The sequence below is a fragment of the Mesorhizobium sp. WSM4828 genome (assembly GCF_055811175.1).
The window spans coordinates 106370-120794 of record NZ_JBVVQK010000008.1; the positions used below are offsets into that span (position 1 = coordinate 106370).

Sequence of the window (14425 nt, forward strand, 5' to 3'; positions counted from 1 at the left end):
ACCTGACAGAAAATTGCGCTAAGCTTTCGACGCGCCGACTTCTCAGTTCCGCGATGAAGGCCCCGCCTTCAGGAGGCTGCGATGGAATATGTCCGCGAGTTTGCTCCTGCGCCGCCGATGTCGGGCATAATCGCTTGCGGCGTCTATACGGCTGGGCGGCGCATCGCCGACATTCCGATCGAGGAAGCCGGCGAATGGGCCGGGAAGCCGGGCCACGTGGTCTGGATCGGACTGCTGGAGCCCGACCGCAATTTGTTGCTGCGCGTCCAGGCGCAATTCCATCTGCATGAGTTGGCGATCGAGGACGCCGAGCATCCGCACCAGCGACCGAAGATCGAGCAATATGGGGATGCCCTGTTCATCGTTGCCCGCACGGCGCAGCTGATCGACAGCCGTGTCACCTTCGGCGAGACGCATCTGTTCGTCGGCGCCGGCTATATCGTCAGCGTCAGGCATGGCCCGTCGACCTCCTACGCAGCCGTTCGCCAGCACTGGGAAAGCTGCCCGCATTCCCTTGCCAAGGGCGAGGATTTCGTCCTCTACGCCATTCTCGATTTCATCGTCGACAATTACATGCCGGTGCTCGAGCAGATCGAAAACGAGGTCGAGGCGATCGAGGACAAGGTTCTGCTGAAACCGATGACCGGCTCCGATATCGAACGGCTTTATATGCTGCGCCGCGATCTCTTGCGCCTGCGTAATGCGGCCCTGCCGCTGGTGGAGGTCTGCCGGCGGCTGACCAGCGCCGATCTGCCGCAAATCCACACAGCCATGCACCCGCTGTTTCGCGACGTCACCGACCACATCCGCACTGTCCAGGAAAAGATCGACAGCCTGCGTGAGGTTCTCGCCTTCGCCTTCGAGGCGAGCCTTCTGGTCGGTCAAAGCCAGGAGACGGCGATCTCCAAGAAGCTTGCCTCATGGGCCGCCATCTTGGCGGTGCCCACGGCGTTCGCGGGCATTTACGGCATGAATTTCAGCGACATGCCGGAACTGAGGATGGAATATGGCTACCCGGCCGTCCTGGCGGCGATTGCCCTGATCTGCACGTTTCTTTACTGGCGGTTTCGCAAGAATGGGTGGCTATGAAGGGTAGGGCAGTAGGGCAGTAGGGCAGTAGGGCAGTAGGGCAGTAGGGCAGTAGGGCAGTAGGGCAGTAGGATATCGCTTCCGAGCACGCTTCTCCGCAATTCACCACATACTGCCGTACTGCCCTACTCCCTAACTCCCCTAACTATCTGCTCCGCCGCCGCTCCGATGCCGGCTGGAACGCCACGCGGGCGTGGTACTTGCAGTAGGGCCCGGTTTCGGCGGCGTCGTTGCCGCAGAAATGAAAGTCTTCCGAAAGCGGATCGCCGTTCGGCCATTTGCAGGTGCGCTCGTTGAGCTCGACAAGTTGCAGATGCCGCGAGATCGGCACGACGACGTTCTCGACCGGGCGGATATAGTGGCGCGCCACCGGTTCGGCATCGAACTGCGCCTTGAGCGCGGTCGCACCGATCGACATCGACGTCGTGGCATGGCGGGTGGCGCTTGCTGCCCGCGACACCGATTTCTGGATCGTCGATCCCTGTACCGTCTTCTTCTGGCGTGCCGGTGAGGCGGTCGTGCGTCCGCGACCGGACAGTTTCAGCCGGTGCACTTTGCCGATGACCGCATTGCGGCTGACCCCGCCAAGCTGTGCGGCGATCTGGCTGGCGCTGAGGCCCTCCGACCACAATTTTCTGAGAAGTTCGACTCGCTCGTCAGTCCAGTTCATGAGACCGCGCTCCTGCTGAAACATGCGGCAATCGGAATCCATTCCCGACCCGGCTTCTGCCGGGCAGACACCACATATATCGGGTGATTAGGTCCGCCGCACGAAATCTAGTTATTTCTCTACTACAATTACCTTATGCGCTGACTCGGTGACAAGAGTCCCAAGGCCAACACGAATCGGTTTTTTCGGTTTTCCCCAACTTGCCCGGTCACTTATGAGCCGGCGTTATGCTGGAGGGCTTGCCGCACGTCCTTGCGCGACCTTTTCGTTGACTTCACGGCCGAAAAACACGATAAGCCACAAGGGCCGCCGCTTTGGCGGCTTTTTGATTTTTCCGGTTCCGGAGACGCATATAATGAGCGGTTCGGCGCTTTTCGAGACCTTTGTTCGCGCACCCCTGGCTTTCGACCACGGTGAAGGCACCTGGCTGGTCACCGACAACGGCGAGCGATATCTCGATTTCGCCGGCGGCATCGCTGTGAATTCGTTGGGCTACAGCCATCCGCATCTGGTCGCGGCCCTTACCGAGCAGGCCGCCAAGCTCTGGCACGTCTCCAATCTGTACGAGATTCCGGGACAGAGCCGGCTCGGCGAGCGGCTGGCCGATGCCAGCTTCGCCGACAAGGTGTTCTTCACCAATTCCGGCGCAGAGGCGCTCGAATGCGCCATCAAGACGGCGCGGCGCTACCACTTCGTCCACGGCCATCCCGAGCGCTACCGCACAATCACCTTCGAAGGCGCTTTCCACGGCCGCACCCTGGCGACCATCGCCGCCGGCGGCCAGTACAAGTATCTGGAAGGTTTCGGCCCCAAGGTCGACGGGTTCGACCAGGTCGGTTTCGACGATATGGATGCCGCCGAAAAGGCGATCACGCCTGAGACCGCGGCGATCCTGATCGAGCCGGTGCAGGGCGAGGGCGGCATCAGGCAAGTGCCGACGCAATCGCTGAAGCGCCTCAGGCAGCTCTGCGATCAGCACGGGCTGCTCCTGATTTTCGACGAGGTCCAATGCGGCGTCGGCCGCACCGGAAAGCTGTTCGCGCATGAGTGGGCGGGTGTCACCCCCGACCTCATGGCGGTGGCCAAGGGCATCGGCGGCGGCTTCCCGATGGGTGCCTGCCTCGCCACCGACGAGGCGGCGGTCGGCATGACCGCCGGCGTGCACGGCACCACCTTCGGCGGCAATCCGCTGGCGATGGCGGTCGGCAACGCCGTGCTCGATGTGGTGCTGGAGGACGGCTTTCTCGAGGACGTCCGGCGCAAGGCACTGCTGTTGAAGCAGGGGCTTGCCGGTGTCGCCGACGAATTTCCGGATGTTATCGAAAGCATCAGGGGCACCGGCCTGATGCTCGGGCTTAAATGCGCGATGCCCAACACCAAAGTCACGGTGGCACTGCGTGACCAGCATCTCTTGACGGTTCCGGCCGGCGACAACGTTATCCGCCTGCTGCCGCCTCTCACCGTCACCGACGCCGAGATCCACGAAGCGCTCGAGCGCATTCGTGCCGGCGCCAAGAGCCTGGCGGATGCCATCGTCGCTGCCGCTGCGAAGTAATCCTGGAATTCCTGATGTCCCTTCGCCATTTCACCGATCTTTCCGCCGTTTCTGAAGGCGATCTGCGCTTCATGCTCGACGACGCAGCTGTGCGAAAGGCAAGGCTCAAGGCCGGCGAACGCAGCAAGCCGCTCGAAGGCAAGGTGCTGGCGATGATCTTCGACAAGCCGTCGACGCGCACGCGCGTGTCGTTCGACGTCGGCATGCGGCAGTTGGGTGGCGAGACGATCATGCTGACCGGCACCGAGATGCAGCTTGGCCGCTCCGAGACCATTGCCGACACGGCCAAGGTGCTGTCGCGCTATGTCGATGCCATCATGATCCGCACCACCTCGCATGACCGGCTGCTGGAACTGACGGAAAACGCTACGGTCCCCGTCATCAACGGGCTGACCGACGAGACCCATCCCTGCCAGCTGATGGCCGACATCATGACCTTCGAAGAGCACCGCGGTCCGGTGGCCGGCAAGACGATCGCCTGGACCGGCGACGGCAACAACGTGCTGCATTCGCTGCTGGAGGCATCTGCGCGCTTCCATTTCAAGCTGAACGTCGCCGTGCCCGAGGGCAGCGAACCGGCCCAGAAGCATGTCGACTGGTCGAAAGCCAATGGCGGCAAGCTGAAATTCACCCGTTCGCCCGAGGAGGCCGTTCACGAGGCCGATTGCATCGTCACCGACTGCTGGGTGTCGATGGGCCAGGAGCACCGTGCCCGCGGCCACAATGTCTTCCTGCCGTATCAGGTCAATGCGGCACTGATGGCGAAAGCCAAGCCGGACGCGCTGTTCATGCACTGTCTGCCGGCGCATCGCGGTGAAGAGGTTACCGACGAGGTCATCGACGGACCGCATTCTGTGGTGTTCGATGAGGCCGAGAACCGGCTCCATGCCCAGAAGGCGGTCTTGGCCTGGTGCCTGGGCGCTTGATAAGGGCCGCCTTGATCCGGGCTGGCCTGATCTGCGCCGCGTTGATCCGGGCCGCCTTGATCCGGGAGTGGGTGGTGCCTATCTCAGGCGCATCACGCAAATCGAGCGCGTCTCGTCGCATGCGCCCCGGAGGGCGGCATCGCCGCGCCCCGGAGCTTTGTCATGTTGGAAACTCATCAATTGGCTGAACATAAACCCAAGCTCGGCGAATTCGGCTACGCTGGCGACGACCATGTCGTGCCGTTCGAGGTCGGCCCGCTCGACGTGCGCGGCCGCACCGTCCAGCTCGGGTCGATGCTCGACGCTATTCTCAGCCGCCACGACTATCCAGAGCCGGTCGCCCGGCTCCTGGCCGAAGCCTGTGTGCTGACGGTATTGCTCGGAACTTCGCTGAAGTTCGAGGGCAAGTTCATTCTGCAGACCCGTACCGACGGGCCGGTCGACATGCTGGTCGCGGATTTCTCCACGCCGCACGCGCTGCGCGCTTATGCCCGCTTCGATGCCGACCGGCTGCAGGCTTTGACTTCTGCCGGTGAGACGTCACCGCAGACGCTGCTCGGCAGCGGTGTCCTGGCGCTGACCATCGACCAGGGCGCCCACACGCAACGCTACCAGGGCATCGTCCAGCTCGACGGCGTCACGCTGGAAGATGCCGCACGCACCTATTTCCGCCAGTCGGAGCAGATTCCGACCGACCTCCGGCTTTCGGTTGCCAAGCTTCTGACGCCCGGCGTCGGCGGTGCCCGCGAGCAATGGCGGGCCGGTGGCCTGCTGGCACAGTTCCTGCCGCAGTCGGCGGAGCGCATGCGCGTACCCGACCTTCCCGGTGGCGACGGCGATCCGCGTGAGGAAATCCACGACCCGACCGACAATTCCTGGCAGGAGTTGCTGGCGCTGCTTGGTACTATTGAACCGACCGAGCTGATCGATCCGACGATCGGCGCCGAACGGCTGCTTTACCGGCTTTTCCACGAGCATGGCGTCCGCGTCTTCGGCGGGGTGCCGGTCGCCGACCAGTGCTCATGCTCGAGGGAGAAGATCCGCGGCATCCTCGAAGGCTTCTCCGCCGAGGAGATCAGGGACAGCACCGAGGATGGCAGCATTCACGTGGCCTGCGAATTCTGCTCGAAACAATATGACTTCGATCCGGCGGAATTTGCAGCGGCTCAATAACGAGCGTCAGTGCGGCTGCCTTCGCAGAACTTGGATTCCCTCGCCCCGCAAGGCGGGGAGAGGAATCCAAGTGAACGTCAATTGACGGTGCGCCGCGTGCCCGGCAAATCGAGCGAGAAGGCGGGGATGGCGACGTCGAACGTCTCGCCCCGCTTGTTGCGCATTGTGTAGTGCCCGACCATGATGCCGGACGGGGTCGAGAGCGGGCATCCAGACGTATACTGATAGCTGTCGCCGGGGTTGAGTCCGGGTTGCTCGCCGACGACCCCGGGGCCGCGCACTTCCTCGACCTTGCCGGTGCCATCGGTAATGTGCCAGTAGCGTGACAGAAGCTGCACGAACTCGTCCGACTGATTGTCGATGGTCACCTGGTAGCCCCAGACATAGCGGTTTTGCGGCGGGTCGGAGTGATCCTCCAGATAGAACGGCCTGACCTGCACTTCGATGTTGCGGGTGACGGCGCTGTACATAAACTGCTCCAAAGCAATGTAGATGGAACTTTCGATGCTCAGCGCAGTTTGGTCAACGATGCGCGGCATCTTCTTGCCCGATCTCAAGCGCAGGTGCCGAAAAACAATGTCATTTGAGTGACACATGACAATGATGGTGTGCAGGCTTGTGCCGGGCGACTCAGCGTTTTGTCGAATTGTTGAAAACGGCCGTCATGCGGCCGGCATTTCTGGAGTGACCAGATCTCGATGGAACCGACATTCGCAGCCGCTCTCCTTTCCATAGCCCTCCTTCTTTCAAATCTCGCCAGCATCCTGTTAGCCTCGCTGAAGCTGAAGCGACCAGCCAAGATTGCACCGCCCGCGGCCAACGCGCCGCCGGTATCGATCGTCATCCCGGCGCGCGGCGTCGAGCCGTTTGCCGAAGAGACGCTGGAGCGCGCCTTCTCCCTCGACTGGCCGCGCTACGAACTCATCTTCTGCGTCGCCCATGCCGACGACCCGGTAGTCAAGCCGATCAACGCCGCAATGGCGCGCTTTCCAGCTATTCGCGCCCGTCTTCTAGTCGGTGACGACCGCATCAGCGGCAATCCAAAACTCAACAATTGCGTGAAGGGTTGGGAGGCGGCGCATTATCGCTGGGTCATCCTTGCCGATTCCAACGTGCTTATGCCGAGCGATTACGTCCAGCAGCTGCTGGCGGCCTGGCGGCACGACACCGGCCTCGTCTGCTCGACGCCGATCGGCTCGCGGCCGGACGGTTTCTGGGGGGAGGTCGAATGCGCCTTTCTCAACACGCTGCAGGCACGCTGGCAGTACGCTGGAGAGGCGCTCGGCCTCGGCTTCGCCCAGGGCAAGAGCATGTTGTGGAACAAGCCGATGCTCGACGCCAATGGCGGCATCCGCGCGCTTGCCGCCGAGATCGCCGAGGACGCCGCCGCGACCAAGCTCGTCAACCGACTCGGACTGCGGGTCAATCTTGTCGCCTCGCCATTCGAACAGCCGCTCGGCCGGCGCACGCTTGGCGAGATCTGGTCGCGGCAGGCGCGCTGGGCGCGGCTGCGCCGCGTCACCTTTGCACTGTTCTTTGCCCCCGAGATCCTGATCGGCGCGGCGCCGCCGCTGGTGCTTGCGCTGGTTGCCGCGGCTGATGCCGGCGTCAGCCTGCCGGCCACCGCCACCGCCGTGCTGGCCGCGGCCTACCTGCCGGAATGCGCCTTGGCCTCGGCCAAGGGGTGGCACCTGTCGCTGCGCACCATCCCGGCGATGATGGTTCGCGACTGCATGCTGCCGGCGATATGGGCGCGCGGATGGCTGAGCGGCGCCGTCGATTGGCGAGGCAATGTGATGACTATCCAGACCAAGGCCGTCGCGGAGCTGGAGGAGACCCCGTCCGGCGCCTGATCGGCGCGTCCCCGCTCGCCTCTGTTCGGCCAGCCCTTATCCGGCAGCTCTCAGCGCCTGCTCGATGTCTTCGAGCAGATCGTCGGTGTCCTCAAGGCCGACTGACAGCCTGAGCGTGCCCGGTCCGATGCCGAGCTCGGCGCGGGCCTCATCGGTCAAGTTCTTGTGCGTCGTCGTCGCCGGATGGGTGATCAGGCTCTTGGCGTCGCCGAGATTGTTGGAAATCAGCACGACGTCGAGTGCGTTCTGGAAGGCAAAGGCCGCCTGCTTGCCGCCCTTCACATCCAGGCAGATCAGCGTCGAGCCGCCCGACATCTGCTTCTTGACCACGGCCGCTTGCGGGTGGTCGGCGCGGCCGGGATAGATGACGCGGGCGATTTGCGGGCGCTCGGCGAGGAAATCCGCGATGCGGCCGGCACTTTCCGTCTGCTGGCGTACGCGCAGCGGCAGCGTCTCCAGGCCTTTCAGCAGCGTCCAGGCATTGAAGGGCGAGAGGCTCGGGCCGGTGTGACGGAAATAGTCATGCAGGTTCTCGTCGATCCATTTCTTGTCCGACAGGACGATGCCGCCAAGACAGCGCCCCTGGCCATCAATATGCTTGGTCGCGGAGTAGACGACGATGTGGGCGCCGAGCTGCAGGGGTTTCTGCTGCAAGGGCGTGGCGAAGACATTGTCGACGATCAGCCTGGCGCCAATCGAGTTGGCAAGTGCGGCGACGGCGGCGATGTCGACCACTTCCAGCGTCGGATTGGTCGGGCTTTCCAGGAAGAACAGTTTGGTGTTCGGCTTGACCGCTTTTTGCCAATTGGCGATGTCTGTGCCGTCGACCAGCGTTGCCTCGATGCCATATTTCGGCGCCAGCGTCTCGATCACCCAGCGGCAGGAGCCGAACAGTGCGCGCGCCGCCACGATATGGTCGCCAGCCTTGGCGCTGCACAGCAATGCTGCCGTCACCGCCGCCATGCCGGATGCAGTGGCGCGCGCGTCCTCGGCTCCTTCCAGCGCGCACATGCGTTTTTCAAACATGTCCACGGTCGGATTGGCATAACGCGAATAGATGAAGCCCGGCTCCTCGCCCTTGAAGCGGGCTTCCGCCGCTTGCGCCGTCTCGTAGACATAGCCTTGGGTGAGATACATCGCCTCGGAGGTCTCGCCGAAGCCAGAACGCAGCGTCCCGGCATGCACGAGTGCGGTCTGAGGCTTCCAGTCGCGCTTCTTGGTCATCATTCTATCCAAACACCAAAATTGGTCCAAACAACAAAAAACCGGTCGCGAAAGTCGCAACCGGTCCATATGGCCTTGCGGCCCGACGGTCCTTTAGCGACTTGTTTAACGTGGCTGCAAGCCGACCGGCCAAATCACCACGGGATAACGAGCTTTAGACCCGCGCCACGCTTGCGTCAATTGCCGGCATGATTAAGAGGGTTGTACCAAGCAGGTGCCAAAGGCGTCCACGGTCGGACCTGCGACAGAACAAGACCTCGCCCGGCGTTCGAACGGAGCCAGACCCTTGCGGCAGACAGGCATTCTTCCCGATCAGGATATTTCCGCGCTGTTCCAGACGGGCGCGCTGAAATCGACGCGCACGCTCGATGCCGATCAGATCCAGCCGGCCAGCCTCGACCTCAGGCTCGGCGACAAGGCCTGGCGGGTGCGTGCTTCCTTCTTGCCCGGCCCGGACCACAGAGTTGTCGACAAGCTCGACCGGCTGAAGCTGCACGAGATTAACCTCGCCGAAGGTGCTGTGCTGGAAACCGGCTGCGTCTACATCGTGCCGCTGCTCGAAAGCCTGGCGCTGCCCGCGCATATTTCGGCTTCGGCCAACCCGAAGAGCTCGACCGGGCGGCTCGATATCTTTACCCGGGTGATGACCGACCGTGGCCACGAGTTCGACAAGATCGCCGCCGGCTATGAAGGCCCGCTCTATCTGGAGGTCAGCCCGCGCACCTTCCCGATTGTGGTGCGGACAGGCTCGCGGCTGTCGCAGATCAGGTTCCGCACTGGCAATGCGCTCTTGTCGGAAAGCGAGCTGCACGAACTGCACCGCGCCGAGATGCTGGTCGCCACCGAACCGCCCAACATCTCAGGCGGCGGCATCGCGCTGTCGATCGACCTCGACGGCGACAAGGATGGGCTGGTCGGCTATCGCGGCAAGCACCACACCGGCCTGGTCGACGTCGACAAGCGCGCCGCGCAGGATGTCGTCGATTTCTGGGAGCCGCTCTACAAGAGCGGCGCCGGCGAACTGGTGCTCGATCCGGACGAATTCTATATTCTGGTGTCGCGCGAGGCGGTGCATGTGCCGCCGCTCTACGCCGCCGAAATGACGCCCTTCGATCCGCTGGTCGGCGAGTTCCGCGTCCATTATGCCGGTTTCTTCGACCCGGGTTTCGGCCATTCGGCGTCGGGCGGCACCGGCAGCCGGGCGGTGCTCGAGGTGCGTAGCCACGAAGTGCCGTTCATCCTCGACCACGGCCAGATCGTCGGACGGTTGGTCTACGAGCACATGCTGAAACGGCCGCAAGCGCTCTACGGCACAGACCTCGGCTCGAACTATCAGGCGCAGGGCCTGAAACTGTCCAAGCATTTCCGCGCCGCGCGCTGATCTTGTTCGCAAGCCGTCAGCCGCGAAACAGATATTCTTTCGCGGCGCCAAGGCAGCCATGAAACTGACCGATAAAGAGCAGTTCTCGCACTGCCAGTCGCTTCTTCCCCCAAAATCCTCTGGTTTGCTTCTCGTCGTCAAGTGAGGCGCTTGAGCTGGACTGCAAGGGGAAGAATTGCTTGCCGAGACATCCCAGCACATGGGCTCTGGCGGAGTCGATACCGCAGGCCCTGCCATTGTCGTTCAGTCTGTCAGCGCGGAGTGCGGACGTCATGCGATCCGCGTTGCGCATCAGAAAGCTCACTTGCGATTTCGAATAGCCGGTGGCCAGAAGCCGGTTAGTCATCGACATCCGGGCTTCGCGATAGGATTTTGCGCTGCATTGTCCGGCGCTGTAAGCCGCTGGGGAGAAATAGGCGAGGAACAGGACTAAACCTACGAACACGGTGCCAATCCGCAGGCCGTTCATTTTTCGCCCCTGAATTCTGTCACCAGTTTACAATGCCTTCACGGCGACCTTCACCGGCTGCTCGATTTCGAGCGGGTTGCGCAGAGGCAGGCCGAAATCCTGCGCCTCGATCTCGAATACGTCACCGGCCTCGGTCCTGATGCCGTCGGCGAAGGACAGCGTCGCCGTGCCGAACATGTGTACATGCACGTCGCCCGGCTGGCGGAACGCCGAGTATTTGAAGTGGTGATGCTCGAGATTGCCAATGGTGTGCGACATGTTCGCCTCGCCCGACAGGAACGGCTTTTCCCAAAGCAGCTTGCCGTCGCGCAGGATGCGTGAAGCGCCGCGGATATCGGAGGGCAGATCGCCGATCAGGATTTCCGGCCCGAACGAAGCGTTGCGCAGCTTGGAATGGGCAAGGAAGAGATAGTTCACGCGCTCGGTGACGTGGTCGGAAAACTCGTTCGACAGCGTGAAGCCGACGCGGAACGGGGCGCCGTCGTCGCCGATCACATAGATACCGGCGATTTCCGGCTCCTCGCCGGCATCCTGGGCGAAGGCCGGCGACATAAGCGGCGCCCCGGGCGCCACTGCCATGGTGCCATTGCCCTTGTAGAACCATTCCGGCTGCACGCCGGTCTGGCCCTTCGCCGGCTTGCCGCCCTCAAGCCCCATGCGGAACATCTTCATGGAATCGGTCAGCTGTTGCTCGCCGTCCGTGCTGAGCTTCTTGTGCATGGAATCGCGGGTCGCGGCGGAGCCGAGGTGCGTCAGCCCGGTGCCGGTGAGATGGAGATGCGCCGGATCGGGATGGTTGATCGGCGACAGCAGCCGCCCCTTCTTGTAGGCTGCGTCGAGATCGACGGTTTCGCCGAAGCCCTTGCGCTCGATCAGGGCGACAAGCCCGCTGCCGGTGCGCGCGGCCTCCATCGCCAGCGAATAGACGCTGCGGGCGCCGTTGATGACGCGGGTCTTGCCGCCGTTGCGGGCAACGACGCGGATCGTCTCGGCGTCGTCGAGGATCTGTGAGATCAGCATGGTAACCCTCTCTGAATTGCGGGCTGGCCTGCCTTTCTCGGCAAACCCTACCCTGCGCGGCCCGGACCCTGTCCGCGCCTCGGTTGAAATTCTTCGTCCGGATTGCGCTCGCGGATCAGGTCCCTCGGGGGACTTTTTTGCGCCGCCCGGCAGCGCCGCGATGTGACCCGTATGCCTCCTGGTTGCCTCTCAAGCCTTGTTCTTGTTGTAGACGTCGAAGACGACGGCGCCGAGCAGCACCAGGCCTTTCACCACCTGCTGCCAGTCGACATTGACGCCCATGATCGACATGCCGTTGTTCATGACGCCCATAATGAAACCGCCGACCACCGCGCCGATGACCTGGCCGACGCCGCCCATCGCCGAAGCGCCACCGATGAACACCGCGGCGATGACGTCAAGCTCGCTGCCGAGGCCGGCCGCCGGCACAGCCTGCCCCAGGCGCGCAGCGATGATCAGGCCGCCGAGTGCCGACAGCACACCCATATTGATGAACACCATCAACGTCAGCCGTTCGGTCTTGATGCCCGATAGCTGCGCTGCCTTGGCATTGCCGCCCATCGCATAGATGCGACGGCCGATCGTCATGCGTTTGGTAACGAAGACGAATAACGCGATCAGCACGCCCATCACCATGAGAACGATGGGAAGGCCCCTGTAGGTGGCGAATTGGTAGACGAGAAACAGCGCCAGCGCGCTGATCACCAGGGTCTTGACGACGAACAGCGAGAAGGGCTCGGCTTCGTAGCCATGCTTCTCGCGGGTGCGCCGTGCCCTGAGCCCGAAATAGGCATAGGCGAGCACGGCGACGAGGCCGATCACGATCGTCGTCAGGTGCAGCGTCAGGCCGCTGCCGACAATGGTTTTGCCGGCGGCGTTCACGGTTGGCGGTATCAGCGTCAATGGGCCGATCAGGTCCGGAATGAAGCCTGAACTGAGCGCCTTGAAGCCGACGGGGAGCGGCCCCACCGAAGACCCGCCACCCAGCAGCGCCTGGCAGATGCCGCGGAAGATCAGCATGCCCGCCAGTGTGACGATGAAGCTCGGTATTCGGTGATAGGCAATCCAGTAGCCTTGTGCCGCGCCGATTGCGCCACCCACGATCAGGCAGATGATCGACACCACCAGCGGATTGCTCAACGGGCCAAGCGGCCAGATGACCATCATCATCGCCGCCAGCGCACCGATGAAGCCGGCGACGGAGCCGACGCTGAGATCGATATGGCCCGAAACGATCACCAGAAGCATGCCCAGCGCCATCACGATGATGAAGCTGTTCTGCTGAACCAGATTGCTGAGGTTCACCGGCTTGAACAGCGTTCCGGACGTGGTGAACTGGAAGAACACCATGATTGCGATCAACGCCAGCACCAACCCGTATTCGCGCAGGTTGGTGACCAGCGCCGAGACGGCAATGCGAGGTCCCTGTTGTAGGTCCTGGGCAACGCCGGTTTGCGGCCCGGGAGCGCTTTCGGTGCTCATGATGCTTTTCCTTCTCCGCGGACGATGGCGCGCATTATCTTTTCCTGGCTGGCGTCGCTTGCCGCCATTTCGCCGACGATGCGTCCTTCGTTCATGACGTAGATGCGGTCGGTGATGCCGAGCAGTTCGGGCATTTCCGACGAGATGACGATGATTGCCTTACCCTCGGAGGCGAGACGCGCGATGATCGTATAGATTTCATACTTGGCCCCGACGTCGATACCGCGCGTCGGCTCGTCGAGGATCAGCACTTCCGGATTGGCGAACAGCCATTTCGACAGCACCACCTTCTGCTGATTGCCGCCAGAAAGGTTGCCGGTCATCTGGTAGACGCTCGAGGCGCGGATATTGGTCCTGCCGCGATAGTCATTGGCGACCGAAAGCTCGCGCAAATCGTCGATCACGCCATGGCGCGAGACGCCGGGCAGGTTGGCCAGCGTGATGTTGTGCTTGATATGGTCGATCAAGTTGAGACCGTAGGTCTTGCGGTCCTCGGTAACGTAAGCGATGCCGTGTTCCACCGCCTTGCTCACCGAAGAGACATCGATCGGCTTGCCGTTAAGGAACACCTCGCCGGTGATGCGGCGGCCATAAGACCGGCCGAACAGGCTCATGGCAAACTCGGTCCGGCCGGCGCCCATGAGCCCGGCAATGCCGACCACTTCGCCCTTGCGGGCGTTGAGGTTGATACCCTTGATGACCTGCCGCTCGGCATGGATGGGGTGGTAGACCGACCAGTTCTTCACTTCGAGAACGGTCTCGCCGATCTTCGGCTCGCGCGGCGGATAGCGGTCGTCGAGCGAACGGCCGACCATCGAGGTGATGATGCGGTCCTCCGAGATGTCCTTCTTGGCCAGCGTCTCGATGGTCCGGCCGTCACGGATGATCGTGACCTTGTCGGCGACCCGGTTCACCTCGTTGAGCTTGTGCGAGATCAGGATCGAAGTGATGCCCTGCCGCTTGAATTCGAGCAGCAGATCGAGCAGCGCCTGGCTGTCTTTTTCGGACAAGCTCGCCGTTGGCTCGTCGAGAATGAGCAACTTCACTTCCTTGCTGAGCGCCTTGGCGATCTCGACCAGCTGCTGCTTGCCGACGCCGATATTGGTGATCAGCGTGTTGGGGTCCTCCTTGAGGCCGACCTTCTTGAGCAGGGCGCTGGTGCGCGCCTCATTGGCATTCCAGTCGATGACGCCGTATCTGGCGTGCTCGTTGCCAAGAAAGATGTTTTCGGCAATCGACAGCATCGGCACCAGCGCAAGCTCCTGGTGGATGATGACGATGCCCTTGCGCTCGCTGTCATGGATGCCTTTGAAATGGCACTCATCGCCGCGATAGATGATCTGGCCGTCATAGGTGCCGGACGGATACACGCCCGACAGCACCTTCATCAGCGTCGACTTGCCGGCGCCGTTCTCGCCGACCACGGCATGGATCTCGCCTTCCTCGACCATGAGCTTGACGTTCGACAGCGCCTTGACGCCGGGAAACGTCTTGGTGATGTCGCGCATCTCCAAAATCGTCGATGCCATTGAGAATACCACTCCTGCGAGGTCCGCAAACAATACCGGGCTGGCTCGCCAACG

At 62.6% G+C, this 14425-nt stretch carries 13 protein-coding genes and 1 riboswitch; of the genes, 6 read left to right on the forward strand and 7 right to left on the reverse strand.

Annotation, left to right across the window (positions count from 1 at the left end):
- Positions 1-81 precede the first annotated feature (81 nt).
- A complete protein-coding gene (locus AC0L2X_RS11930) occupies positions 82-1089 on the forward strand; it encodes a magnesium and cobalt transport protein CorA (RefSeq protein ID WP_023677347.1) in 1008 nt (335 codons plus the stop codon).
- 145 nt (positions 1090-1234) lie between these two features.
- Here the strand turns inward: AC0L2X_RS11930 and AC0L2X_RS11935 are convergent, their stop codons facing one another.
- A complete protein-coding gene (locus tag AC0L2X_RS11935; RefSeq protein WP_023677348.1) occupies positions 1235-1759 on the reverse strand; it encodes a GcrA family cell cycle regulator in 525 nt (174 codons plus the stop codon).
- Between the two features lie 355 nt (positions 1760-2114).
- On the opposite strand from AC0L2X_RS11935, the gene AC0L2X_RS11940 reads away from it, so the two are divergent.
- From AC0L2X_RS11940 to AC0L2X_RS11950, 3 genes are all read left to right on the forward strand, one after another.
- On the forward strand, positions 2115-3314 hold the full coding sequence (locus AC0L2X_RS11940; protein WP_473556291.1) for an acetylornithine transaminase: 1200 nt from the start codon (positions 2115-2117) through the stop codon (positions 3312-3314).
- A 14-nt stretch (positions 3315-3328) separates the two neighbouring features.
- Positions 3329-4240 carry an ornithine carbamoyltransferase gene (gene argF, locus AC0L2X_RS11945; RefSeq protein ID WP_254816329.1) on the forward strand — a complete coding sequence of 304 codons (912 nt, stop codon included), beginning with the start codon at positions 3329-3331 and terminating at the stop codon, positions 4238-4240.
- A gap of 162 nt (positions 4241-4402) precedes the next feature.
- A complete protein-coding gene (locus AC0L2X_RS11950; RefSeq protein ID WP_352488227.1) occupies positions 4403-5413 on the forward strand; it encodes an Hsp33 family molecular chaperone in 1011 nt (336 codons plus the stop codon).
- A gap of 77 nt (positions 5414-5490) precedes the next feature.
- Here the strand turns inward: AC0L2X_RS11950 and apaG are convergent, their stop codons facing one another.
- Positions 5491-5883 carry a Co2+/Mg2+ efflux protein ApaG gene (apaG, locus tag AC0L2X_RS11955; RefSeq protein WP_254816331.1) on the reverse strand — a complete coding sequence of 131 codons (393 nt, stop codon included), beginning with the start codon at positions 5881-5883 and terminating at the stop codon, positions 5491-5493.
- A gap of 228 nt (positions 5884-6111) precedes the next feature.
- Here apaG and AC0L2X_RS11960 point away from each other — a divergent pair, with 228 nt between their 5' ends.
- A complete protein-coding gene (locus AC0L2X_RS11960) occupies positions 6112-7266 on the forward strand; it encodes a ceramide glucosyltransferase (protein WP_352488228.1) in 1155 nt (384 codons plus the stop codon).
- A 36-nt stretch (positions 7267-7302) separates the two neighbouring features.
- Here the strand turns inward: AC0L2X_RS11960 and AC0L2X_RS11965 are convergent, their stop codons facing one another.
- A complete protein-coding gene (locus tag AC0L2X_RS11965; protein ID WP_473556288.1) occupies positions 7303-8493 on the reverse strand; it encodes an O-succinylhomoserine sulfhydrylase in 1191 nt (396 codons plus the stop codon).
- Between the two features lie 70 nt (positions 8494-8563).
- Positions 8564-8641: riboswitch (SAM riboswitch) on the reverse strand.
- Between the two features lie 135 nt (positions 8642-8776).
- On the opposite strand from AC0L2X_RS11965, the gene AC0L2X_RS11970 reads away from it, so the two are divergent.
- A complete protein-coding gene (locus tag AC0L2X_RS11970; protein ID WP_352566449.1) occupies positions 8777-9871 on the forward strand; it encodes a 2'-deoxycytidine 5'-triphosphate deaminase in 1095 nt (364 codons plus the stop codon).
- Between the two features lie 16 nt (positions 9872-9887).
- Here the strand turns inward: AC0L2X_RS11970 and AC0L2X_RS11975 are convergent, their stop codons facing one another.
- The 4 genes from AC0L2X_RS11975 to mmsA form a co-directional block, all read right to left on the reverse strand.
- A complete protein-coding gene (locus AC0L2X_RS11975) occupies positions 9888-10340 on the reverse strand; it encodes a hypothetical protein (protein ID WP_473556285.1) in 453 nt (150 codons plus the stop codon).
- Positions 10341-10367: 27 nt separating this feature from the next.
- Complete coding sequence (gene araD1 / locus AC0L2X_RS11980; RefSeq protein WP_473556283.1) at positions 10368-11360, reverse strand: AraD1 family protein; 993 nt, start codon at positions 11358-11360, stop codon at positions 10368-10370.
- 189 nt (positions 11361-11549) lie between these two features.
- Complete coding sequence (gene mmsB / locus AC0L2X_RS11985) at positions 11550-12842, reverse strand: multiple monosaccharide ABC transporter permease (protein WP_292659525.1); 1293 nt, start codon at positions 12840-12842, stop codon at positions 11550-11552.
- Positions 12839-14371, reverse strand: coding sequence for a multiple monosaccharide ABC transporter ATP-binding protein (mmsA, locus tag AC0L2X_RS11990; RefSeq protein ID WP_023677359.1), 1533 nt, complete (start codon positions 14369-14371; stop codon positions 12839-12841). Before mmsA ends, mmsB begins: the two co-directional genes overlap by 4 nt.
- Positions 14372-14425 lie beyond the last annotated feature (54 nt).

What these genes read in the sequence shown, in the direction of transcription:
- AC0L2X_RS11930 (WP_023677347.1), top strand. Translation starts at nt 82, where the DNA reads ATGGAATATGTCCGCGAGTTTGCTCCTGCGCCGCCGATGTCGGGCATA.
- AC0L2X_RS11950 (WP_352488227.1), top strand. Translation starts at nt 4,403, where the DNA reads ATGTTGGAAACTCATCAATTGGCTGAACATAAACCCAAGCTCGGCGAA.
- araD1 (WP_473556283.1), bottom strand. Translation starts at nt 11,360, where the DNA reads ATGCTGATCTCACAGATCCTCGACGACGCCGAGACGATCCGCGTCGTT.
- mmsA (WP_023677359.1), bottom strand. Translation starts at nt 14,371, where the DNA reads ATGGCATCGACGATTTTGGAGATGCGCGACATCACCAAGACGTTTCCC.
- apaG (WP_254816331.1), bottom strand. Translation starts at nt 5,883, where the DNA reads ATGTACAGCGCCGTCACCCGCAACATCGAAGTGCAGGTCAGGCCGTTC.
- argF (WP_254816329.1), top strand. Translation starts at nt 3,329, where the DNA reads ATGTCCCTTCGCCATTTCACCGATCTTTCCGCCGTTTCTGAAGGCGAT.
- mmsB (WP_292659525.1), bottom strand. Translation starts at nt 12,842, where the DNA reads ATGAGCACCGAAAGCGCTCCCGGGCCGCAAACCGGCGTTGCCCAGGAC.
- AC0L2X_RS11940 (WP_473556291.1), top strand. Translation starts at nt 2,115, where the DNA reads ATGAGCGGTTCGGCGCTTTTCGAGACCTTTGTTCGCGCACCCCTGGCT.
- AC0L2X_RS11965 (WP_473556288.1), bottom strand. Translation starts at nt 8,493, where the DNA reads ATGATGACCAAGAAGCGCGACTGGAAGCCTCAGACCGCACTCGTGCAT.
- AC0L2X_RS11960 (WP_352488228.1), top strand. Translation starts at nt 6,112, where the DNA reads ATGGAACCGACATTCGCAGCCGCTCTCCTTTCCATAGCCCTCCTTCTT.
- AC0L2X_RS11975 (WP_473556285.1), bottom strand. Translation starts at nt 10,340, where the DNA reads ATGAACGGCCTGCGGATTGGCACCGTGTTCGTAGGTTTAGTCCTGTTC.
- AC0L2X_RS11935 (WP_023677348.1), bottom strand. Translation starts at nt 1,759, where the DNA reads ATGAACTGGACTGACGAGCGAGTCGAACTTCTCAGAAAATTGTGGTCG.